Source organism: Aquiluna sp. Uisw_065, from assembly GCF_047731275.1.
Lineage (GTDB): Bacteria > Actinomycetota > Actinomycetes > Actinomycetales > Microbacteriaceae > Aquiluna.
Window position 1 is genome coordinate 1,255,592 of the sequence record NZ_CP159836.1, and the last position, 21,869, is coordinate 1,277,460.

Here is a 21,869-nt window from a genome sequence, read left to right on the forward strand (position 1 = left end):
TGAGGACATAATCCCACAGGTTCCCTGGGTAGCGGTTTTATCCAGATTCGTTAGAGAAAAAGGGGGCTCGCCATGGGGCGTGGCCGTCAAAAAGCTAAAAACACCAAGGTTGCCAGAGAGCTCAAGTATTTCAGCCCGGCAACTGATTACTCTGCGCTCGAAGCAGAGCTCAGCAAGGTAACAGAGGGTACGCCTCAATACGAAGACAAATGGGCTGACCTTTATGACGATGAAGAGACCGAAGAAGAGCCTGCCTAATTACCAGGCAGTTGCAGCAACGACCAGCCCAACTAAAATCTCTAGGTTGATTCTGGAATCTGAATAGTCCTCGGTCATGGGAAAACTTTCACCCTCTTCAGAGGCAATTCGAACCGTCAAATCCGCACTCTTTAGATAAGCAATTGCTTCCTGTTTGCTCATTCCAACTACTTGGCACCCGGCTAGCTTGGTCTCGGAATGCTTTTCGGAGAATTGATCGGGACTGGTGTCAATGAAGCAAAGCTCGTTAGGAGAATCGAGAACGCTTGAGACTGAAGCGTTGCTTGCGCCGGTTATGAGGCCAATGACAAATGCGGCCGAAGCCAACAACAGGCCAATTACTGCAACAACGGCAGTTTGTTTATTTGGCATACTCCCCAACTAGTCGGACCGAACCACCGTGGGTGCCTTTGGCCGATGACAAATAGCCTTTGGACTCTGCGTTTTCAGGCTTTGGCTCGATGACACCTAGTTGCCAGCTCGAAACACCAAGCTCTCTCAGGCTTCCGATGATTGACGCTGCGCTGTCCTCGCGAACCACAATCGCAAAGCCAAGGCCTAAGTTCCAAGTTGATTCCAAGTCAAATAAATTGATACCGGCCGACTCGGCAAGGACCTGGAAGACCGGTTGTGGCTGCCAGGTTGAACGCTGAACATCCAAGGAGACGTGAGCGGGCAGTACCCTAGAAAGGTTTGCCGCAATGCCGCCCCCGGTGATGTGGCTCATGGTTGAAAACTTATTTTGGTAGCGAATATCTTGAAGCAATTTGTTCAGAACTCCGGTGTAGAGGGCAGTTGGCTCGAGCAGTTCTTCGCCCAAAGTTCTTCCAAACTCCGCAATCAGATCGGTGTATTGCCAGTTGTTATCAGCGACAATCTTTCGGACCAATGAGTATCCATTTGAGTGCAGGCCCGATGATTGCAGTCCTAAAACGACGTCTCCAACTTGGACTTTTTCACTAGAAAGAATCTTGTCCTTTTCAACCACTCCGACTGCGGCTCCCGCCACGTCATACTCGTGCGGCTTTAGTAGCCCTGGGTGTTCGGCCGTTTCGCCCCCAACTAAGGCCACATCGACAGCTTTACAGGCCTTAGCGATTCCTCTAACAATGTCTGCGATTCGAGTGGGCTCCAATAAACCGCAGGCTATGTAATCGGTCATGAACAAGCTGCGAGCGCCGGTTACCACGATGTCATCAACAACCATGCCGACTAAGTCTTGGCCAATGGTGTCGTGCTTATCCATTGCCTGGGCAATGGCAACCTTTGTGCCAACACCATCTGTGGAGGTTGCAAGAATTGGGTGGTCGTAAGATTTCAAGATGCTGGCATCAATCATGCCGGCAAAGCCGCCAAACGAACCTAGAACTAAGTTGTTGTGGGTGGAAGAAACGGCCTGTTTCATAAGCTCTACTGCCCTGTCACCGGCTTCAGTGTCAACTCCAGAGGCTGCATAGGGATTGGTCATGACTTGTGCACATGCCCCTCTGCTTCGATCGTTGCAACTGAGCGTTCCAATAAGTTCTTGCCCAAGCGATCAGCGGCGGGGAGAGCTATTGGATATTTGCCGGTGAAACATGCGGTGCAGAGCTTTTCTTCCGGCTGGTTGGTGGCCTCGACCATGCCGTCCTTGGAAAGGTAACCGAGCGAATCCGCTCCGATTGATTGCCTAATGTCATCCATGGCAAGACCAGACGCTAGCAACTCCGCCCTCGATGCAAAATCGATGCCGTAAAAACATGGCCAAGTGATCGGTGGGCTAGAAATTCGAACGTGAACCTCAGCTGCTCCAGCCTCTTTAAGCATCTTTACTAGAGCACGCTGGGTATTACCCCTAACGATTGAGTCGTCCACAACAATTAGGCGCTTGCCCGCAATTACTGCCTTCAACGGATTAAGTTTCAGCCTGATACCCAATTGGCGAATTGTCTGAGAGGGCTCAATGAAAGTTCTACCGACATAGGCATTCTTTACCAGTCCATGCCCAAAAGGTATCCCAGACTGCTCGCTGTAGCCGATGGCAGCCGGTGTTCCAGACTCTGGGGTCGGCATTACCAAGTCGGCCTCGACTGGATGCTCTTTGGCTAAGGTTCTACCCATTTCAACTCTTGCTTCGTAGACTACGCGACCGCTGATAGCAGTGTCAGGTCTGGCTAAGTAGACATACTCAAAAACGCAACCGGCTCGTTTTTCCTCGGCAAACTTAGAAGAGCGCAGTCCGTTTTCGTCAATAGCAATCAGTTCGCCAGGTTCAACCTCGCGAACATAAGAAGCTCCAACGATATCGAGTGCCGCTGACTCGGATGCAACTACCCACCCACGCTCCAGCCGGCCAAGAACAAGCGGCCTGACGCCTTGAGGGTCTCTTGCCGCATACAAAGTTGATTCATCCATGAACACCAGGCAGTAAGCGCCCTTAACTTTTGGTAGCAGCTCAATGGCAGTTTGCTCCAGTGAGCTATCCGGGTTTCCGGTTAGAAGGGCAGTCAGCACAGCGGTGTCAGTGGTATTGCCCCCGCGAAGTTCTGATTCGTGGTCCGGGTAGCGCTCATCGAGGAGTTCCAATAGCTCAGCGGTGTTGGTTAGATTGCCGTTGTGGCCAAGCGCGACAGTCCCGTATGCCGTCCTACCTAGGGTTGGCTGAGCATTTCTCCAATGCGAAGCTCCAGTGGTTGAGTAGCGTGTGTGGCCGACGGCAATGTGGCCCTTAAGGGATTCCAGTGCTGCCTCGTTGAAAACCTGTGAGACCAAACCCATGTCTTTATAAACCAAGATGTTTTCGCCGGTGGAAGTCGCGATGCCGGCAGACTCCTGACCGCGGTGCTGGAGGGCATAAAGACCAAAGTATGTAAGTTTAGAAACTTCTTCGCCGGGCGCCCAGACGCCGAAAACTCCGCACTGGTCCTGAGGACCCTTCTCCCCGGGGAGAATGTCATGGTTTAGCTTTCCGTCGCCGCGCATCACTGGACCTCTCTATTGACTACTGCCCGTTTGGTGCGACGCGAAGAAATTAGGTCAAAGGCGATTGCAAATGCAACACCTAAGCCGAGGCCGAGGCTTCCGAGGGCCACAAGCAACAAGCCCAGGACGTTTGCATTAGATCTGGTGGCATCCGGAATAAGTAGGTTCAAGCCAAAAGCTAGTAAAACTCCAAGCACCGCGCCGGTCAGCGCGAAGGCTAAAACCTTGGGCGCGCGACGGATTTCTACTTCCTCAGAGTTATCTTGATTTTTTTTGGCCACGGCTCAATATAATCACGCAATTGCCGCTCGCTACCGAATCAGAATTAAACGACTAACTTTTGGTTGGAAAAACCTTTGCTAATTCATTAGTTTTTTCGCCGGAGAAATGGCAGCCAAGCGTGGCTCTAGCCTCATCAAAAGTCATGTCACCCGAGCAAAGTGCGATAAAAACCTCGGGAGTAAGCTCCACAACATTTGGCGGAGTTCCCCTGCGGTGATTCATGCCCTCAATACATTGAATTGCCCCAAATGGAGGCACTCGCAATTCGACGGTTCCACCGCGGTGATTTTTTTCAATCCGCTGCAGCAAGTATCGAACTGCAGTTGGCAGTTGTGCCGGTAAATCGGCTAAGGCAGCCTGACCGTCCAATTGCGAAATCTGTTTTCCTGCCATCAAACAATTATGGCGATTATGGCTGCGCTTATTCGAATTGGTAAACTCTTGCAAATGAGGATTTTGGTCGTAGGTTCCGGTGCAAGAGAGCACGCGATCATCAAGGCGCTTATCAGAACCGGCACCGACGCCGGGGACATCGTTTGTGCTCCAGGCAACAAATACATTGCAAAACAGGTCGAGGTTCGCGCATTGGATGACGCCTGCGACAAGCTTGCGGTCACGAGGATAGCGCTGGAAGAAGCAGTTGACTTGGCTGTTATTGGCCCGGAGGCGCCGCTGGTTGCAGGAGTGGCGGACGCCCTTCGAACTCAAGGTATTCAAGTTTTCGGTCCCAATCAAAAGGCTGCCGCCCTTGAGGGCAGCAAGCAGTTCGCTAAAGAGGTAATGGCCGCCCAGGACATTCCAACCGGAATGTCAAGACGCTGCGACACGATGTCTGAAGTAACGGACGCGATGGACCAGTTTGGCGCTCCTTATGTAATCAAGGCCGATGGACTTGCGGCAGGAAAAGGCGTTGTTGTCACTCGAGACAAACAAGAAGCTCTTGATCACGCAGCCAAGTTTCTCAACGAAGGCGTTTTAGTAGAAGAGTTTTTGGAGGGCGAAGAGGTAAGCCTGTTTTTCCTATCCGACGGCACGAGCGTCATGCCGCTTAGTCCCGCCCAAGATTACAAGCGCGCATTTGATAATGATGAAGGACCGAACACCGGTGGCATGGGAGCATACTCGCCACTTCCTTGGCTGCCCGAGGGCTTCGTCGAGGAAGTAACAAAAAGAATTGCTCAGCCCACGATCAACGAGCTAAAAAAACAAGACGCCGAATTTATTGGCCTGCTCTACTGCGGACTGATAATTACAGACCGCGGAATCAGAGTCATTGAATTCAACGCTCGATTTGGTGACCCGGAGACTCAGGTTGTGCTGGCAAGGCTGACAACAAATCTTGCCGAGTTACTGATGAGTGCTGCCAGCGGCAAATTGGATGTTGGGCCGGTAGCTGAGTTTTCAGACAAGGTGGCGGTTACAGTGGTGCTGGCCTCCGAAGGATACCCAGGAACAACTGCGCCGATTCGTGAAGTAACCGGCATTGAAAGTGCCGAAAGCATGGACGATGTTGAAATCTGTAAGGCCGGTGACACTGGGAGAGTGCTTTCGGTTGTTGGCCTCGCCGATTCGTTTCCAGAAGCAAGGGCTCTTGCATATGAAGGCGTCTCCAGAATCAAACTGGAAGGCTCGCACTTCCGAACCGACATTGCGCTCAAGGTCGAGTCGAAAGCTGCCGGCTAAATGGAGATTCCAGGCTTTAGTCATCTTTACTCGGGCAAAGTTCGAGATCTTTACACCCCTGAGGCACCGGAGCTCCAACATCTGGTGCTTGTAGTTGCAAGCGATCGCATCAGCGCTTTTGACACTGTCCACTCGCCTGAAATTCCAGGCAAAGGCGAAAACCTAACGAGGCTCACTAACTTTTGGTTTGACCGGCTCGATGTCGCAAATCACAGAAGCGACGAACTAGCAGTTCCGGAAATCGTAAAAGAACGGGCGATGATTGCCAAGCGCTTGGACATGTATCCGATTGAGTGCGTCGTCCGAGGATACATATCCGGCTCAGGCTGGAACGAGTATTTGGACACCGGCACCATTTGCGATGTCGAACTGCCAGCAGGCCTCAAGTTTGGCGACAAGCTCCCAGAGCCAATTTTTACGCCGGCTTTCAAGGCTGAGCTCGGTGAAAAAGATCAAAACATAAATTTCGAAGAGACGGTCAACCTGGTGGGCCAGGCAATTGCCGAAAGGCTTCGCGAATACAGCCTAAAATCTTCGAAAAAGCAAGTCAGATAGCCAGTGACGCTGGGCTGATTCTTGCCGACACAAAGTTTGAATTTGGCGATGACCCGGAAACCAGTGCTCTCACTCTCGGCGATGAGGTCCTGACACCCGACAGCTCGCGCTATTGGGACAAGGAACTATGGGCCCAAGGAGTCAGAGACCAAAGCTTTGACAAGCAAGGTGTTAGAAATTGGCTCAAGGAAAACTGGGACCTAAAGACCGCTCCGCCGGTGTTGCCCAGTCAAATAGTTAGTGAAACTTCCGCCAAGTACCAAGAGCTCTCTAGCCGTCTGGGAGCCATCTAACGTAGACTGGCATCTAATCGAGGCGCAAATTCGTGCGCCCAACCCTGTCCGGCAACCGAAGAAGCCCAGAATTTGAACTATTTAAAAACAAAGCTAAGTGCGCTTGTATCGCGTCCCGATCCTCGCTATCGTCCGCGCCCAACTGTCCGCGAGGCCCTAAGAAGCCCAAAGCTGCTTCTTAGAGAATCCCTGGCTGGTTTAGTGGTTGCGCTTGCGCTAATCCCAGAGGCAATTAGCTTCAGCATCTTGGCCGGCGTCGACCCTCGAGTCGGACTCTTTTCAAGCTTCGTAATGGCAATCACAACTTCGATTCTCGGTGGTAGGCCAGCAATGATTTCAGCTGCAACCGGCGCGATTGCGCTCGTGATTGCCCCAGTCGCCAGAGATTACGGCCTTGACTATTTGCTTGCAACCGTGATCCTCGGTGGGGTCTTTCAACTGGTGCTAGCCGCTCTCGGAGCCGCGAAGCTAATGCGCTTTATCCCACGAAGCGTGATGCTCGGGTTCGTTAATGCTCTTGCAATCTTGATTTTCATGGCTCAGCTACCGCACCTAATTGGAGTGCCGTTCGCGGTGTACTGGTTGGTGGCCCTTGGGCTGCTTGTAATGATCGGCATGCCACGACTTACCAAGGTAATTCCGGCGCCACTGGTTGCAATCGTTCTTGTTAGCGCAATGGTTCTAATAATGGCCATCACGGTTCCTACCGTTGGCGACGAGGGTGAACTGCCTCAGTCACTGCCTGAGCTATTGACTCCAAACGTGCCACTAACTCTTGAGACTTTCAACATCATTGCCCCATATGCCCTTGCCATGGCGTTGGTCGGTTTATTGGAGTCCTTGATGACTGCCAAGTTGGTTGATGAGATTACTGACACTCACAGCCAGAAGACGAGAGAGTCGCTGGCTCAGGGTGTTGGAAACATTCTTTCGGGCTTCTTTGGTGGCATGGGCGGTTGCGCAATGATCGGTCAAACCATGATCAACGTTAAGGCCTCCGGCGCCAGAACCCGAATCTCGACTTTCTTAGCTGGTGTGTTCCTCTTGATCTTGGTGGTCAGCCTCGGAGACATCGTGGCCCAGATCCCGATGGCTGCTCTGGTAGCGGTCATGTTGATGGTTGCCTTTGGAACTTTTAATTGGCACAGCGTTCAAATCAGCACGCTAAAGCGCATGCCTGTTAGCGAGACAGCAATCATGCTCGCAACCGTTGCGGTTGTGGTCTGGACTCACAACCTTGCAATAGGCGTGATAGTCGGCGTGATTGTTGCGATGATCGCATTCGCCAGGCGAGTTGCCCACTTCGCCTCGGTAACTAGAACAGTTGGCGGAGATGATGAAGTGTCAGTGGCCTACTACACGGTTCAGGGCGAGCTGTTCTTCGCCTCGAGTAACGACCTAACTACTTTGTTTGAGTACTCCGATGACCCCGATGAGATTGTTATCGATGTCACCGATTCACATATTTGGGATGCATCGACAATTGCGGCCCTAGATTCGATCACAACAAAGTACGAAAACATGAATAAAAACGTGTACATCAAAGGCATGAACAAGGCCAGCGAACGCCTTCACGGCAAGTTGACTGGGAACCTCGGTGAAGACTGAATTTAGTTTCGAAAAAGTGGCTATTCTTTTTAGGTGCTGAATACACTTTTAAAACCAGAGCATGACAAGCTGGGCGCCAGTTTCACCGAGTTCGGTGGCTGGGAAATGCCCGTGCGATATGGCTCGGACATCGACGAGCACCACAGCGTCAGAAACAGCTGCGGCCTCTTTGATATCAGCCACATGGCAGAAATCAGAGTGACCGGCCAGGCCGAAGAGTTCCTCGATTACGCGCTAATTTCCAAGCTGTCCGAAATCGAGAACGGCCGCGCGAAATACACCATGATCTGTGACGATCAGGGCGGCATCATCGACGACCTAATCGTTTATCGTCTCGATAATGACGAGTTCATGATCGTAGCCAACGCAGGCAACCAGCACCAAGTAGTTGAGGCGCTAAATAGCCGCCTAGCAAACTTTCCAGACACCAAGGTCGTCGACGAATCTGGCCTGTGGTCTCTTATCGCCATGCAAGGCCCAAAGACCAAAGAGATACTTGGGAGTCTTGTTGAAATTGATCTGACGGTGCTGAAGTATTACTCGATTGCCAGTGCGGTATTAGATGGCAAAGATGTTTTTCTAGCCCGCACCGGGTACACCGGCGAAGACGGCTTTGAAATCTTTGTTGAAGGAGACCCAAGCGATGTCTGGCAATTGTTGCTTTCTCAAGATGGAGTATCGCCCTGCGGCCTGGCCTGCAGGGACACTCTTCGACTAGAGGCAGGCATGCCGCTTTATGGTCACGAACTAAATAGAAACCTCACACCTTTCGCTGCAAACCTCGGCAAGGTCATCCGTTTTGATAAGCCAAACTTCGTTGGTAAAGACGCTCTAGGGGAACAAAAACTCCCGAATCAAAAACTCTTTGGCTTGCAGGGTGATGGCCGCAGAGCTGCAAGAGCCGACTACGAGATCTTTTTGCCTGGCGAAACTGCGTCAATCGGGATGGTTACTTCTGGAGTGTTGTCACCAACCTTGCAAGTTCCAATCGCGTTAGCGCTTCTAAACGCCGATGCCGGTTTGGAGATTGGCTCTGAAGTAGAGGCAGACGTTCGCGGAACGAGAGTTTTTTACAAAGTTGTTGAGTTACCGTTTTATAAGCGCGGAAGGTAAATAAGAAAATGGCAAATCCTGAGAACCTGAAATACACCAAGGAACACGAGTGGATCCTTATCGAAGATGATATCGCCACCGTCGGAATCACCAAGTATGCGGCTGACGCGCTTGGAGAAATCGTTTACGTGGACCTTCCGAAGGTCGGTAGCGTTGCCGCCCACATGAAGATTTGTGGCGAGATTGAGTCAACCAAGTCAGTGGGCGAACTCTACGCACCAATGGACGGCGAGATCACCGAGGTCAACGGCGCGCTGGACCAAGCGCCCGATCAGGTAAATCAGGACCCGTTTGGGGATGGATGGTTGATAAAAATCCGTTATACGTCTTTACCAGATCTTCTTTCATCGACCGAATACGACGCATTAGTTGGAGAGTAACTGTTGTTAGATCACCATAACTTTCGTAACCGCCACATAGGACCCAACGACGCCCAGCAGCAACACATGCTTGATTACCTTGGGATCAAAGACCTAGCGGAGCTAATGGAAGCAGCGCTTCCAGAAGCAATTCACTTCCGCGGTGGCAGCACTCTTCCGGATGCCATCAGCGAGGACGAGGCTCTTGACCGCCTGAAGGGCATAGTTTCGAAAAACCACATAACTCAGACGTTCATTGGTCTGGGCTATTACGGAACCAGAACCCCTGGGGTTATCAAGCGAAACGTGCTGGAGAACCCAAGCTGGTACACCGCCTACACCCCTTACCAACCGGAGATCAGCCAGGGCCGACTTGAGGCAATTCTTAACTTCCAGACAATGGTCACCGAACTCACAGGCATGAAGACGGCTAACGCTTCGATGCTTGATGAATCAACCGCGGTGGTTGAAGCGATGATGGTGGCTAAGCGCAGCTCCGACAGCGACTCAGGCGTTTTCTTCGTCGACAACGATCTCTACCCACAAACCAAGGCATTGCTCGAGCACCGAGCAGAACCGCTTGGCATCGTCATTACCTACTTTGACCCAACCAAACTTGACCAACTAGACCAAGAGTGCTTTGGCGCAGTGGTCCAGTATCCAGGAGCGAGCGGCCGCATCATCGACTTTGATGGTCTGTTTGCAAAGATCCACGAATTTGGCGGTCTAGCAATTGCGAGCGCCGACCTAATGGCGCTTACCCTGTTGCGCTCACCCGGCGAAGCCGGTGCTGACGTTGTTTGCGGTACCAGTCAAAGATTTGGTGTGCCAATGGGCTTTGGTGGCCCTCACGCCGGATACCTAGCGGTTCGTGAAAAGCTGGAGCGCACGTTGCCCGGAAGGCTCGTCGGAGTCTCAGTGGACGCCGAAGGCGCCCCTGCCTATCGCCTTACCCTGCAGACCAGAGAACAGCACATTAGACGCGAGAAGGCAACCAGCAACATTTGCACCGCCCAGGTGCTGCTGGCAGTAATGGCTGGCATGTATGCGGTCTACCACGGTCCAACAAACCTGAAGGCGATTGCCCTAGAAATCCACCACAAGGCTTCAGCGCTTGCAACGGTTTTGGAAGAAGTTGGCTTCACTCTTCAGAACGATAAGTTCTTCGACACCATAAGAATCACTGACACCGATGCGGAAAAGTTCTACCAGGCCGCTCGAGCCAAAGAGCTCACTGTCCTGCGGGTTGATGACACCACAATCGGCATCTCAGTCGATGAGAGCACCTCTTGGGATCACCTGGCGGAACTCGCCGGCGCTTTTGGGGCCAAGGCTCCTAAGCAAGAGGATGCGACCGATCGCTTGAGAAACCACCGGACTAGCGCGTATCTCGAGCACCCCGTCTTCAACACCTATCACTCTGAAACCGCGATGATGCGGTACCTCAAAAAGCTGGCTGACTACGATTACGCTCTTGACCGCGGCATGATCCCACTGGGCTCCTGCACCATGAAGCTCAACTCTGTAACCGAGATGGAAGCTGTCACCTGGCCAGAGATTGCTAACCTACATCCATTTGCCCCTGCCGAAGACACCCAGGGCTACATGGAGCTCATCAAAGAACTCAGCAGCTGGCTAAGCGACATCACCGGCTACGAAGCGGTCTCCCTGCAGCCAAACGCAGGCAGCCAGGGCGAACTTGCCGGCATGCTTGCAATCCGTGGCTACCACCGATCTAGAGGTGACTACCAGAGAAATGTTTGCCTGATTCCATCCTCTGCCCACGGCACAAACGGAGCTAGCGCTGTATTGGCGGGCATGGAAGTAGTTGTTGTCAGCTGCGACGCTCAGGGAAACGTTGATGTTCTTGAGCTAAAACAAAAGATTTCCGAAGCTGGCGACAAGCTTGCAGCCTTGATGATTACCTATCCATCGACTCACGGTGTTTACGAAGAAGCGGTTGTTGAAATTTGCGACCTTGTTCATGCCGCGGGTGGCCAGGTCTACATCGATGGTGCAAATACCAATGCAGTTGTTGGCTATGCGAAGTTCGGTGAGTTCGGTGGCGATGTTTCGCACCTGAACCTTCACAAAACCTTCTGCATCCCTCATGGCGGCGGCGGACCAGGTGTCGGACCAGTCGTTGCCAGGTCTCACCTTCAAGAGTTTTTGCCGGGGCACTCAATGGCTCAGATCGAGCTTCCAAACTACGGACCGGTTTCCGGTGCTCCATTTGGATCCCCGAGCATCCTGCCAATCTCCTGGGCCTATGTTCAGATGATGGGTAGCGAAGGCTTGATGCGTGCAACCGCAGTTGCGGTCCTCAGCGCAAATTACGTGGCCAAGAAACTCTCTGGAGCCTTTCCGCTTTTGTACACGGGGAAAAACGGACTGATTGCTCACGAGGCAATTATCGATATTCGACCGCTGCAGGCTTCGACTGGAATTGGCAATGATGACATTGCGAAGCGATTGGTCGACTACGGATTCCACGCCCCAACAATGAGCTTCCCGGTAAACGGAACTCTAATGATTGAGCCGACCGAATCTGAGCCTTTGGAAGAGCTCGATCGATTCATCGATGCGATGTTGGCAATCAGGCAGGAAGCCCAGAAGGTTGAAGACGGCACCTGGAGTCTTGAAGATAACCCACTGGTAAATTCCCCTCACACAGCAAGCCAGCTCACCGGTGACTGGAACCACCCCTACTCGAGAGAGACCGCTGTGTTTCCGGTTGCTGGACAGTCAAAGGGTAAGTATTGGCCTCCGGTTAGAAGACTCGATGGTGCCTTTGGCGATAGAAACCTCACCTGCACCTGCCCTCCTATCGAGAGCTTCATGACTAGCTAGCCCCTAGAACCAACTGATCATTTATGATTTTCGCGACCATTTGCATTGTGAGAACGTGGGCTGCTAACCCGATGGTCAAATTAGCCGTGGATAAATTAAGTAGCGGCCCTAGTGTGACGCCTTCCAGCTAAAGCCGTTCATCAAAAACTGATTGCTGGCTTCTAGCTCGACGCTTAGCTCTCGGTCTGGACCCATGCCCATAACCTGTTCACGCAACGAGGAGATAACCGCTCCGGTTTTACCTGCTGGAGCAAGTGGAGCACGCAACTCAACTGCTCGTGCGGCGGCAACAAGTTCGATGGCCATGATCCTACGAAGGTTATCGACGGACTTCCTTAGTTTTCTGCCGGCATGCCAACCCATGGAGACGTGGTCCTCTTGCATAGCTGAAGAGGGAATTGAATCGACGCTGGCAGGGACTGCTAGCCGCTTATTTTCAGATACCATTCCGGCTTGGGTGTATTGAGCAATCATTAGGCCGGAATCAACACCGGCGTCATGGGCTAAAAAGTGCGGCAAGCCTCGGTTTCTGGAAACATCCAAGAACCGATCGGTCCTGCGCTCGCTAATGGACCCAAGATCTGCAACTGCAATTGCCAAAAAGTCGAGCACATAACCAACCGGGGCGCCGTGAAAATTGCCATTGGAGCTGACTTCGCCGGTGGATAGCACAACCGGATTATCGATAATCGCGGAAAGTTCGCGGCCTGCGACTAGCTGAGCGTGAGCAAGCGTGTCCCTGACAGCACCAGAAACCTGAGGCGCGCAGCGAAGCGAGTAAGCATCCTGCACAACACCATCGCCGTGGCGATGTGAAGCAATAATTTCACTTCCCGAGAGCGCTCTGAACATATTGCCTGCACTCACGGCCTGGCCAGGATGCGGACGAAGGTCCTGATGCAGCTGGCTTCGAAGCGTCTGGTCTGTACCAAGTTGACCTTCAACGCTCATTGCAGCAATCAAGTCGCCCTGATCAAGCAAAACTGACAGGTCATGGCAGGCCATTATGAGCATGCCGAGCATGCCATCAGTGCCGTTTATCAGTGCCAGACCCTCTTTTTCCCTAAGCTCCACGGGCTCGATGCCGGCGGCTGCCAGGAGCATTGCTGCTGGCTTCTCTTGACCATCCGGGCCATAAGCAGAGCCTTCACCCATCAGCACCAAAGCACAGTGGGCAAGTGGCGCTAGATCCCCGGAGCAACCCAAAGACCCATACTCCAAGACCTTTGGTGTGATGCCAGCGTTCAGGATTGCTGCGTAAGTTGTTGCGATTACCGACCTGACTCCGGTCTGACCCGAGCACATGGTTTTAAGTCGCAGCAGCATTAGCGCCCTAACAACTTCTTTTTCAACCGGGTCTCCCATGCCTGCAGCATGCGAGCGGATTAGCGATTTCTGCAATTGCACCCGGTCTGCTTGCGGAATGTGCCGCTGAGCTAGCGCCCCAAACCCGGTGGAGATTCCATAAACCGGCTCCTTGGCATTCGCTAGTTCTTCGATGTGCTTGCGAGTAGCATCCATGGCGGTAATGGCCGCGTCAGAAATAGTGATCTTTGCGCCAAACCTTGCAACAGCGACCACGTCTTCAAGCTTCAGCCCAGTGGTTGAAATTTCTATCTGATTCATTTAGCGCCTCTCGTAGACCTCTCTGCCCTGCAGAAAGGTCTGGCTTATAATTGCGACCCCTGGCCGATAAGCCAGGTAGATGTGATTTGGTGCATCCAGCACCACAAAGTCAGCTATTGAGCCAACCTCAAGCACTCCCTGATTACCGCGAAGAGCCATCGCACCGCCCTTGGTGGCAGCCCAAATTGCTTGATCAACGCTAAAACCCATGTCCCTGACCGCTACCGCAATACAAAAAACCATGGAAGTAGTGAAGCTCGAACCGGGATTGCAGTCGGTTGCAAGCGCAACAGCAATGCCTGCTTTCATAAGCTTGCCGCCCTGTGGGTAGGGGCTTCTTGTACTGAACTCAGCGCCAGGCAACAAGGTCGCCACGGTATTAGAGTTTTTTAGAAGTTCGATGTCCGCGTCATCCAAAAAAGTGCAGTGATCAACCGATGCGCAATCAAGCTCAACCGCCAGAGCGATTGCTCCGATATTGGAAAGCTGGTTGGCGTGCATCCTGGGCCTTAGCCCAGCCGCAATGCCAGCAGTTAGGACTTTTTTGGCTTGGGCAACAGTAAAAGCTCCGGTGTCGCAGAACACATCGACCCATTTGGCAGTGATACTTTCCAGCATCTTGCCGGCAACCAGATCGGTGTATTCATCAGGGTCGCTCCCTGCTGGCACAACGTGAGCACCTAAAAAAGTTACCTCCTCGGTGAACTCGCTTGCGATTTCAAGCGATAGCTTCTCGGTCTCAGTATCTAGACCGTAGCCGGATTTGATTTCGAAGGTTGTAATTCCGCTCGCGTAGAGCTCCTGAACTAACCCTGCCGTGTTAGCTCGAAGTTCCTCGGCGGTTGCGCGCCTTGTTGCGCTAACAGTCGAATTGATGCCTCCGGCCTCGTATTTCTTTCCGGTCATTCGACTTGCAAACTCTTCGGAGCGCTCGCCGCCAAATACCAAGTGAGAATGCGAATCAACAAAACCCGGGATGACGGTCTTTCCAGTTAGATCGACCTCGGTCTCACAAGCTGGCGCCTCGCTATTTTTACCCAGCCAAGTGACCCGACCGTCATCAACCACCATTGCAGCATCGGTAATTACAGTGAGCTCGCCTATTGCCTCGGCCGGCGAAACAAGAGTGGCGATTTTTCGATAGCAGGTTGCCATCTATTCGGTATCCAGCATTGGAATGTGGACGTGCTTCTCCCTAGCAACGCTTTTGGCTTCCGGGTAACCGGCATCAACGTGACGAATAACACCCATGCCGGGGTCATTTGTCAAAACTCGCTGCAGCTTCTGGGCCGCCAACGCGGTGCCGTCGGCAACCGAAACTTGACCGGAGTGAATAGAGCGGCCCATACCAACCCCGCCACCGTGGTGGATTGATACCCAGCTGGCGCCAGAAGCAACATTGATCATCGCATTTAGTAGTGGCCAGTCGGCAATCGCGTCTGAACCATCTAGCATTGCCTCGGTCTCTCGGTAAGGAGATGCGACGCTGCCGCAATCAAGGTGATCGCGACCGATAACAATCGGTGCGGAAACCTCTCCGGTTCGAACTAGCTCATTGAATGCAGCGCCCGCTTTATCGCGCTCGCCGTAACCCAGCCAGCAAATTCTTGCCGGCAAGCCCTGAAATTCGACTCTTTCTTGCGCAAGCTTGATCCAGCGGTGGAGGTGCTTGTTTTCTGGAAACAACTCGAGAATCGCCTGGTCGGTTCGATAGATGTCTTTTTTATCCCCGGAAAGCGCGACCCACCGGAAAGGACCCTTGCCCTCGCAGAATAGTGGCCTGATATATGCCGGCACAAAGCCCGGGAACTTAAACGCGTCTTTATAGCCGCCCTTTCTTGCTTCGTCGCGGATTGAGTTTCCGTAGTCAAAGACTTCGGCGCCCTTGGCCATGAAACCAACCATCGCTTCAACCTGCTTGGCCATCGCGGTTTCTGCACGATCGGTGAATTCGGCTGGGCTTATTGCGGCATATTCTTTGGCGTCTGATAAATCAACGCCTTCAGGAATGTAATAAAGCGGATCGTGAGCGCTGGTCTGGTCGGTGACTATGTCGATTGGGACGTCGCGCTTTAGTAACTCGGGGAAGATTGTTGCGGCATTGCCTACCAGCCCAACCGAGATTGCCTTGCGCTGGCTCTTATATCTGGTGACTCGCTCGATGGCATCGTCGATGTCGGTTGCGATTTCATCCAGGTACCTGGTCTGCACTCGCTTTTGAAGTCTTGACTCATCGATGTCAACAATCAGACAAACACCCTCATTCATGGTCACGGCCAATGGCTGGGCGCCGCCCATGCCTCCGCAACCTCCGGTGAGAGTGATTGTTCCTGCGAGGCTGCCGCCAAATCTCTTCTCCGCCACCGCGGCAAAGGTTTCATAGGTACCTTGCAAAATGCCTTGCGTTCCGATGTAGATCCAGGACCCAGCAGTCATCTGCCCATACATCGTTAGGCCCAACTTCTCGAGCCTTCTAAATTCTGGCCAGGTTGCCCAGTCACCAACCAGGTTGCTATTGGCAAGGATCACTCTTGGTGCCCACTCGTGAGTTTGGAAGACACCGACTGGTTTACCCGACTGCACCAGCATGGTTTCATCATTCTTTAGGTGGGTGAGAGTGTTGGCCAGAGCATCAAAGCTTTCCCAGTTTCTAGCGGCCTTTCCGCTGCCGCCATAGACAATAAGTTCTTCGGGGTGCTCGGCCACCGAGGGATCAAGATTGTTGTAGAGCATCCTCAGTGCAGCTTCTTGCTGCCAGCCCTGAGTGGTCAAAGTATTACCGGTTGCTGCCCTTACGGTACGCGCCATTGATTTCATAACTGAAGTTCACCGCTACCTGCCGATAACTTCAATCGAAGAAACAATAGTTGTGTCTGAGATTTCAGACATACTTGAAACATGAGCAAAGTCCCCGCGGCTACCAGAACCCTGTCTCTTCTGAAGCTAATGGCCGAATTGGGCCAGCCGACAACGGCAAACCGCCTCGCCCAAAAGCTCGAAATTCCAAGGTCCAGCTGCTACCAGTTGCTGGAGGTTCTTGAATCTCAAGGCTTCGCCATTCACTTCACCGAAGACAAGCGTTGGGGGTTGGGACTTGCCGCCTGGGAGCTTGGAAGCGCCTACAAGCGACACGAACCATTAGAGAGGCTTGCTAGACCAGTTATTACCAAGCTCGTGGACGAACTTTCCAAACGAGCGAACGTAGTTGGCCATCTTGGCGTGCTAGATGGCTCCGATGTTCTCTACCTAATCGAACAGCGGCCAATAAGAAGCCTCAAGCTGGTCACCGAAGTCGGCGTGAGGCTCCCTGCCCACCTAACAGCCTCCGGCAGATCGATGCTGGCCCACCTGGATCAAAAACAGCTCATCGCCACCTTTGGTAGCGGTGAGCTTTCTAAAAGAACTTCACTTGGACCAAAAACCCTCAAGGAGCTAACCAGCTTGCTTGCAACCGAAGCAAAATCGGACTTTGCCCTGGAGGTTGATGAAGTGACCCTGGGTTACGCCTCAGTTGGGGTTGCAATCCTGGATCGCCTAAATCATCCGATCGCTGGTTTGGCAATCACGTTGCAATCTCAAGAGCTAGAAAAGCTACAGTTAGACCAATTAGCTCTGGCACTCTCAAGAGCAGCCGATGAGCTATCCGGAAGGTTTGGTCACAGTGGCTGAAGATCCCAAGTGGCAGCGAGCGAGCTCGCTCATCACCAATTCCGAATCAGTTATTGGCCTGATTGACATCCCTGCCCACAAGCTGTCAATTAGCCAAACCAATGCGCACCTGACCCCAAAAGCAATAAGGGAAGCACTGCGAAGGTTTTCCACCCACTCCTACACCGCAGACAAAAACATTGCTGTTCAATCGATTCAGGACTTGGGTGAAATAGCAGACCCAGAGCAAAACGAACAGCAGACAATAAACACCCTCAACGCCGCAAACAAAGAACTAGTTATCGCTCTGGGTGGCGACAACTCGATCACCTACGCTGCCGCTTTGGGTGTCTATGGACAAAGACTTTCGACCGCTGGGCTAATTACCCTCGATGCTCACCACGACCTAAGAGACGGCAACTCAAACGGCAGCCCAGTGAGACGACTGATCGAGGCCGGACTAAACCCTAAACAAATAGTTCAGATCGGGATCAACGACTTTTCCAATTCCTCTGACTACGAACAGCTAGCTCATTCACTCGGCATCACGGTAATAACTAGAACCGAGGTTGCAAGCATTGGAATAGCTAATGCGTGCAAGAAAGCTCTAGAAATCGCGGGTGCCGGCCTGGGTCCGATTCACGTTGACCTCGATGTCGATGTCTGTGATCAAAGTGTGGTTCCTGCCTGCCCAGCGGCTGCGCCTGGCGGCATCTCGGCTTTTGAACTTCGCCAAGCCGCAAGGCTCTTGACTGCAAATTCCTTAGTTCGTGGTCTAGACATAACCGAGATCGATGCATCGAGAGATGCCGAAGACCAAAGAACAATACGACTCGGTGCCCTTCTGGTTCTGGAGGCAGCAGCCGGCTACCTCAAGCGATAGCTAATGGGTCCAATCCGCCTGGCCAAATACGCGCGATTAGATTCATGCCAAATCGGGCGATAAACTATTGGTAGTTGCGAGGTTGCAAGCAGCCAACAATCCGACCCGAAACTTGGCATCAGCCCAAGAAAACCGAAGGGGAAAAGTGCCAAAGATCATTGTCGAGATCATGCCGAAACAGGATCTGCTTGACCCGCAGGGAAAAGCGGTTGCAAATTCACTGCACCGTGAGGGCAAGAAGGAAATTACAGATGTCCGCATCGGCAAGCGCATTGAACTGCACTTTGATCGCGAGATTACCGACCAGGACCTAGAAATGGCTAAGGATCAAGCCGCAAACTTCCTCTCAAACGATGTCATCGAAGATGTCATCGCAATAATCAAAGAGGACTAAGACAGATGAAGATCGGTGTAATCACCTACCCCGGAACCCTTGATGACCGCGATGCTCAAAGGGCAATCAGGCTTGCCGGTGGAACACCAGTTCCGCTCTGGCACGACGATGACGATCTAAAGAAAGTTGATGCGGTTGTTTTACCGGGTGGCTTTTCTTACGGCGATTACCTACGCTGCGGAGCAATTGCCGCAAAGGCACCGGCAACCAAAGAGGTCATTCGGCTCGCCGCAAAGGGCCTGCCGGTTCTTGGTATATGCAACGGCTTCCAAGTTTTGGTTGAGTCGCATTTGCTGCCCGGGGGGCTAATCAGGAACGAAAAGCAACACTTTATTTGCCGTGACCAAAAGCTACGCGTTGAAAACAACGAAACTGCTTGGACCAGCCTGTTTGAAAAAGACCAGGAAATCTTAATCCCGCTTAAAAACGGTGAGGGTGGCTACATCGCAACCGACGACACCCTAAAGATGTTGGAGCAAGAAAACAGAATTGCCTTCCGCTACGTGGAGAACAACCCCAACGGGTCAATGAATGACATTGCCGGAATCACAAACGAACGCGGCAACGTAGTTGGTCTGATGCCTCACCCAGAGCACGCGGTTGAAGCAGGCTTTGGTCCAGACACTCCAACGGCGATGCGCTCGGGCATAGACGGGCTTTTGTTCTTTGAAAGCGTCCTAAAAATGGTGGTGAATTCTTGAAGTTATTTAACTCAAAAACATTAGAGCCAAGCGGCGTCGACACAACAGATAATGCCAGTACCGAGCCAGATAAAGAACAGCCCTGGCAAGAACTTGGCCTCAAGCAAGACGAGTATCAAGAAATAAAAAATATCCTTGGCCGCCGGCCAACCTCCTCGGAACTTGCCATGTATTCAGTTATGTGGTCCGAGCACTGCAGCTACAAGTCCTCAAAGATCTATCTTCGCCAATTCGGTGAAAAAGTAACTGACGAGATGAAAAAATACCTCATGGTCGGCATGGGTGAGAACGCCGGAGTAGTGGACATCGGCGAAGGCCTAGCGGTCACCTTCAAGGTTGAAAGCCATAACCACCCCAGCTTCATAGAACCTTTCCAAGGCGCAGCAACCGGTGTTGGCGGAATCGTCCGTGACATATTGTCAATGGGCGCGAGACCAATTGCAATCATGGACCAGCTTCGCTTCGGTGCTCCTAACCACCCGGACACTGCGCGCGTCGTCCACGGCGTAGTCGATGGCATTAGCTTCTACGGTAATTGCCTAGGCCTTCCAAACATCGGTGGAGAAACAGTCTTTGACTCGGTCTACCAGGGCAATCCCCTTGTGAACGCTCTATCCATTGGCTCAATGAAGCACGAAGACCTAAAACTTGCCAAGGCTTCAAACCCAGGCGATCTAGTGATTCTCTTCGGAGCAAGAACTGGCGCCGATGGAATCGGCGGCGTTTCGGTTCTAGCCTCGGAAACGTTCGAGTCAACCAGCCCAACCAAGCGGCCAGCAGTTCAGGTCGGCGACCCATTTGCCGAGAAGGTCCTAATTGAGTGCTGCCTTGAGCTGTTTCATGCGGGAGTAGTTGCTGGAATTCAAGACCTGGGTGGTGCCGGAATTTCCTGCGCCACGTCAGAACTTGCTTCAAACGGTGGCAAGGGCATGAGAGTGCAGCTAAAGAATGTGCTGCTGAGGGACGAATCGCTTACTCCAGAAGAGATTCTGATGTCAGAGTCCCAAGAGCGCATGTGCGCAGTGGTTCCTAAAAAGCGCCTAAAAGAATTCGAGAACATCGTAAACAAGTGGGAAGTTGAGTACTCAGTACTTGGTGACGTCATCGACGAAGATCGCCTATACATTAATTGGGGTCACGAAGAAATCGTCAATGTCCCACCGAGAACCGTTGCCCACGATGGCCCGGTCTATGAGCGCCCAGTCGCCTACCCTGCCTACCAAAACGAACTGAATGAAAACAGCTCGGCAAAGCTTCCAAGAGCTAAAAACGCAGCCGAGCTGGCAACTCAGCTCATGCAGCTAATTGCCACCCCCAATCAGGCTGACAAGAGCTGGATCACGGCGCAATATGACAAGTACGTGGGCGGCAACACGGCGCTTTCAATGCCGGATGATTCCGGCATGATCCGAGTCTCTGAGGAATCGGGCCTTGGTGTTGCGCTAGCAACGGATGCCAACGGCAAGTACGCCTACCTGAACCCCTACGAGGGAGCCAGGCTCGCATTGGCTGAGGCCTATAGGAACGTTGCAGTCACCGGAGCAGTGCCAAGAGCGGTGACTAACTGCCTAAACTTTGGCTCTCCTGAAAACCCAGAAGTGATGTGGCAATTCAAAGAAGCCACCGCCGGACTGGCAGATGCTTGTCTTGAACTGGGCATCCCGGTCACCGGTGGAAACGTCAGCTTCTACAACCAATCGGGTGATGTAGCCATCTACCCGACTCCGGTAGTCGGTGTCCTAGGTGTTATTGACGATGTCGCGAGAAGAATCCCGTCCGGTTGGCAAGATGATGGAAACAACATTTATCTTCTCGGAGCCACTTATGACGAGCTGGATGGCTCAGCCTGGGCTAAAGACATTCATGACCACCTAGGTGGGCAACCGCCGAAGGTGGACTTGGCAAAAGAGAGACTGCTCGCAGACCTTTTGCATGGGGCAAGTATCCAGGGCCTTATTGAATCCGCTCACGATCTTTCCGAGGGTGGTCTTGGCATCGCAATACTAGAAGCATCGCTTCGATTCAACGTCGGTGCCAGAATCTGGCTCGGCGACATTCTTGATCGCGATGACATCGACCAGACAGCAGCTTTGTTCTCAGAGTCTCAAACCAGGGTGCTAGTCAGCGTTGGCAGAGAAGACGATGTAAAGTTCCAAGCTCTCTGTGAAGCAAGAGGTGTGCCTTGCCTTCGAATCGGTGTTACCGATGCAACCTCAGGATTAGTAGAAATCAAAGACATTGCAGATCTGAAGCTTGACGATATTCGTCAGGGCTGGTCTGGTGTGATGTCTGGTTTGTTTGGGTAAAGTTTCGAGTTAGCTACTCACCATCGTCGGGCAAAAGCTCAAAGAGCTCCATCTTGGCGTTCATCCACTCTTCAACGTGGCCCGATTCCAAGATGGTCATCATTTCTGACATGGCATCAAGGTGCGGTTGATCTGCCAAAGCGACCATCTCAGCACCATGCTGTTGGCTCTGGCTGGCCACTTCCTCGAAGGTAGAGCCTCGAAACGCTTGACTGCACGCCCCGCCGAGTTCTTTACAACTAATAGTTCTCATTGGACCAAAGTCTAAAGGGTTGCGGTTTTGAAGTCACTTTAAGGACCTCCTAGACCTAGGTCGATGTGCTTTTTGGTAATTCACCAACGTGCCTTG

At 52.4% G+C, this 21,869-nt stretch carries 20 protein-coding genes and 1 pseudogene; 12 read left to right on the forward strand and 9 right to left on the reverse strand.

The features are described from left to right. Window positions 1-72 precede the first annotated feature (72 nt). The gene (locus ABXT50_RS06380) at window positions 73-258 is read left to right on the forward strand and encodes a DUF3073 domain-containing protein (RefSeq protein WP_415274031.1); all 186 of its coding nucleotides are present in this window, start codon (window positions 73-75) and stop codon (window positions 256-258) included. On the opposite strand, the gene ABXT50_RS06385 is transcribed toward ABXT50_RS06380, so the two are convergent. The 5 genes from ABXT50_RS06385 to ABXT50_RS06405 are packed head-to-tail and all read right to left on the reverse strand — an operon-like array spanning window position 259 to window position 3,894. Then, on the reverse strand, window positions 259-630 hold the full coding sequence (locus ABXT50_RS06385; protein ID WP_415274032.1) for a hypothetical protein: 372 nt from the start codon (window positions 628-630) through the stop codon (window positions 259-261). After that, window positions 620-1,726 carry a phosphoribosylformylglycinamidine cyclo-ligase gene (gene purM / locus ABXT50_RS06390; protein ID WP_415274033.1) on the reverse strand — a complete coding sequence of 369 codons (1,107 nt, stop codon included), beginning with the start codon at window positions 1,724-1,726 and terminating at the stop codon, window positions 620-622. Before purM ends, ABXT50_RS06385 begins: the two co-directional genes overlap by 11 nt. Then, window positions 1,723-3,219, reverse strand: a complete 1,497-nt coding sequence (purF, locus tag ABXT50_RS06395; protein WP_415274034.1) for an amidophosphoribosyltransferase — start codon at window positions 3,217-3,219, stop codon at window positions 1,723-1,725. Before purF ends, purM begins: the two co-directional genes overlap by 4 nt. Continuing rightward, window positions 3,219-3,500 carry a hypothetical protein gene (locus ABXT50_RS06400; RefSeq protein WP_415274035.1) on the reverse strand — a complete coding sequence of 94 codons (282 nt, stop codon included), beginning with the start codon at window positions 3,498-3,500 and terminating at the stop codon, window positions 3,219-3,221. Before ABXT50_RS06400 ends, purF begins: the two co-directional genes overlap by 1 nt. A gap of 52 nt (window positions 3,501-3,552) precedes the next feature. Beyond that, window positions 3,553-3,894 (reverse strand): sterol carrier family protein, encoded by a 342-nt coding sequence (locus ABXT50_RS06405; protein ID WP_415274036.1) that lies wholly within the window; start codon window positions 3,892-3,894, stop codon window positions 3,553-3,555. A gap of 54 nt (window positions 3,895-3,948) precedes the next feature. On the opposite strand from ABXT50_RS06405, the gene purD reads away from it, so the two are divergent. From purD to gcvP, 6 genes and pseudogenes are all read left to right on the forward strand, one after another. Beyond that, a complete protein-coding gene (gene purD / locus ABXT50_RS06410) occupies window positions 3,949-5,184 on the forward strand; it encodes a phosphoribosylamine--glycine ligase (RefSeq protein ID WP_415274037.1) in 1,236 nt (411 codons plus the stop codon). A gap of 81 nt (window positions 5,185-5,265) precedes the next feature. After that, window positions 5,266-6,032: pseudogene (locus ABXT50_RS06415) on the forward strand (phosphoribosylaminoimidazolesuccinocarboxamide synthase). Between the two features lie 72 nt (window positions 6,033-6,104). Further along, on the forward strand, window positions 6,105-7,640 hold the full coding sequence (locus tag ABXT50_RS06420) for a SulP family inorganic anion transporter (RefSeq protein ID WP_415274038.1): 1,536 nt from the start codon (window positions 6,105-6,107) through the stop codon (window positions 7,638-7,640). A gap of 33 nt (window positions 7,641-7,673) precedes the next feature. Beyond that, window positions 7,674-8,753 (forward strand): glycine cleavage system aminomethyltransferase GcvT, encoded by a 1,080-nt coding sequence (gene gcvT / locus ABXT50_RS06425; protein WP_415274039.1) that lies wholly within the window; start codon window positions 7,674-7,676, stop codon window positions 8,751-8,753. Between the two features lie 8 nt (window positions 8,754-8,761). After that, entirely contained in the window at window positions 8,762-9,133 is a 372-nt protein-coding gene (gcvH, locus tag ABXT50_RS06430) for a glycine cleavage system protein GcvH (protein ID WP_415274040.1), read from the forward strand. 66 nt (window positions 9,134-9,199) lie between these two features. Then, on the forward strand, window positions 9,200-11,962 hold the full coding sequence (gcvP, locus tag ABXT50_RS06435; protein WP_415274825.1) for an aminomethyl-transferring glycine dehydrogenase: 2,763 nt from the start codon (window positions 9,200-9,202) through the stop codon (window positions 11,960-11,962). A 108-nt stretch (window positions 11,963-12,070) separates the two neighbouring features. Here the strand turns inward: gcvP and hutH are convergent, their stop codons facing one another. The 3 genes from hutH to hutU are packed head-to-tail and all read right to left on the reverse strand — an operon-like array spanning window position 12,071 to window position 16,405. Beyond that, window positions 12,071-13,588, reverse strand: coding sequence for a histidine ammonia-lyase (gene hutH / locus ABXT50_RS06440; protein ID WP_415274041.1), 1,518 nt, complete (start codon window positions 13,586-13,588; stop codon window positions 12,071-12,073). Then, window positions 13,589-14,743 (reverse strand): imidazolonepropionase, encoded by a 1,155-nt coding sequence (gene hutI / locus ABXT50_RS06445; RefSeq protein WP_415274042.1) that lies wholly within the window; start codon window positions 14,741-14,743, stop codon window positions 13,589-13,591. Further along, window positions 14,744-16,405, reverse strand: coding sequence for a urocanate hydratase (gene hutU / locus ABXT50_RS06450; protein WP_415274043.1), 1,662 nt, complete (start codon window positions 16,403-16,405; stop codon window positions 14,744-14,746). 81 nt (window positions 16,406-16,486) lie between these two features. Between hutU and ABXT50_RS06455 the strand changes: the two genes are divergently transcribed. The 5 genes from ABXT50_RS06455 (at window position 16,487) to purL (ending at window position 21,520) form a co-directional block, all read left to right on the forward strand. Then, entirely contained in the window at window positions 16,487-17,257 is a 771-nt protein-coding gene (locus ABXT50_RS06455) for an IclR family transcriptional regulator (RefSeq protein WP_415274044.1), read from the forward strand. Then, a complete protein-coding gene (locus ABXT50_RS06460; protein ID WP_415274045.1) occupies window positions 17,250-18,119 on the forward strand; it encodes an arginase family protein in 870 nt (289 codons plus the stop codon). Before ABXT50_RS06455 ends, ABXT50_RS06460 begins: the two co-directional genes overlap by 8 nt. A gap of 145 nt (window positions 18,120-18,264) precedes the next feature. Continuing rightward, on the forward strand, window positions 18,265-18,513 hold the full coding sequence (locus tag ABXT50_RS06465) for a phosphoribosylformylglycinamidine synthase subunit PurS (protein ID WP_415274046.1): 249 nt from the start codon (window positions 18,265-18,267) through the stop codon (window positions 18,511-18,513). A 5-nt stretch (window positions 18,514-18,518) separates the two neighbouring features. Continuing rightward, window positions 18,519-19,214 carry a phosphoribosylformylglycinamidine synthase subunit PurQ gene (gene purQ / locus ABXT50_RS06470; protein WP_007542636.1) on the forward strand — a complete coding sequence of 232 codons (696 nt, stop codon included), beginning with the start codon at window positions 18,519-18,521 and terminating at the stop codon, window positions 19,212-19,214. Next, the gene (gene purL / locus ABXT50_RS06475; RefSeq protein ID WP_415274047.1) at window positions 19,211-21,520 is read left to right on the forward strand and encodes a phosphoribosylformylglycinamidine synthase subunit PurL; all 2,310 of its coding nucleotides are present in this window, start codon (window positions 19,211-19,213) and stop codon (window positions 21,518-21,520) included. Before purQ ends, purL begins: the two co-directional genes overlap by 4 nt. Window positions 21,521-21,533: 13 nt before the next feature. On the opposite strand, the gene ABXT50_RS06480 is transcribed toward purL, so the two are convergent. Then, complete coding sequence (locus tag ABXT50_RS06480) at window positions 21,534-21,773, reverse strand: hypothetical protein (protein ID WP_415274048.1); 240 nt, start codon at window positions 21,771-21,773, stop codon at window positions 21,534-21,536. Window positions 21,774-21,869: the final 96 nt, after the last annotated feature.

Bases quoted from the DNA above. Each gene is read 5' to 3' on its own strand.
- ABXT50_RS06380 (WP_415274031.1), top strand. From the start codon at position 73: ATGGGGCGTGGCCGTCAAAAAGCTAAAAACACCAAGGTTGCCAGAGAG.
- ABXT50_RS06385 (WP_415274032.1), bottom strand. From the start codon at position 630: ATGCCAAATAAACAAACTGCCGTTGTTGCAGTAATTGGCCTGTTGTTG.
- purM (WP_415274033.1), bottom strand. From the start codon at position 1,726: ATGACCAATCCCTATGCAGCCTCTGGAGTTGACACTGAAGCCGGTGAC.
- purF (WP_415274034.1), bottom strand. From the start codon at position 3,219: ATGCGCGGCGACGGAAAGCTAAACCATGACATTCTCCCCGGGGAGAAG.
- ABXT50_RS06405 (WP_415274036.1), bottom strand. From the start codon at position 3,894: ATGGCAGGAAAACAGATTTCGCAATTGGACGGTCAGGCTGCCTTAGCC.
- purD (WP_415274037.1), top strand. From the start codon at position 3,949: ATGAGGATTTTGGTCGTAGGTTCCGGTGCAAGAGAGCACGCGATCATC.
- gcvH (WP_415274040.1), top strand. From the start codon at position 8,762: ATGGCAAATCCTGAGAACCTGAAATACACCAAGGAACACGAGTGGATC.
- gcvP (WP_415274825.1), top strand. From the start codon at position 9,200: ATGCTTGATTACCTTGGGATCAAAGACCTAGCGGAGCTAATGGAAGCA.
- hutH (WP_415274041.1), bottom strand. From the start codon at position 13,588: ATGAATCAGATAGAAATTTCAACCACTGGGCTGAAGCTTGAAGACGTG.
- hutI (WP_415274042.1), bottom strand. From the start codon at position 14,743: ATGGCAACCTGCTATCGAAAAATCGCCACTCTTGTTTCGCCGGCCGAG.
- hutU (WP_415274043.1), bottom strand. From the start codon at position 16,405: ATGAAATCAATGGCGCGTACCGTAAGGGCAGCAACCGGTAATACTTTG.
- ABXT50_RS06455 (WP_415274044.1), top strand. From the start codon at position 16,487: ATGAGCAAAGTCCCCGCGGCTACCAGAACCCTGTCTCTTCTGAAGCTA.
- purQ (WP_007542636.1), top strand. From the start codon at position 18,519: ATGAAGATCGGTGTAATCACCTACCCCGGAACCCTTGATGACCGCGAT.
- ABXT50_RS06480 (WP_415274048.1), bottom strand. From the start codon at position 21,773: ATGAGAACTATTAGTTGTAAAGAACTCGGCGGGGCGTGCAGTCAAGCG.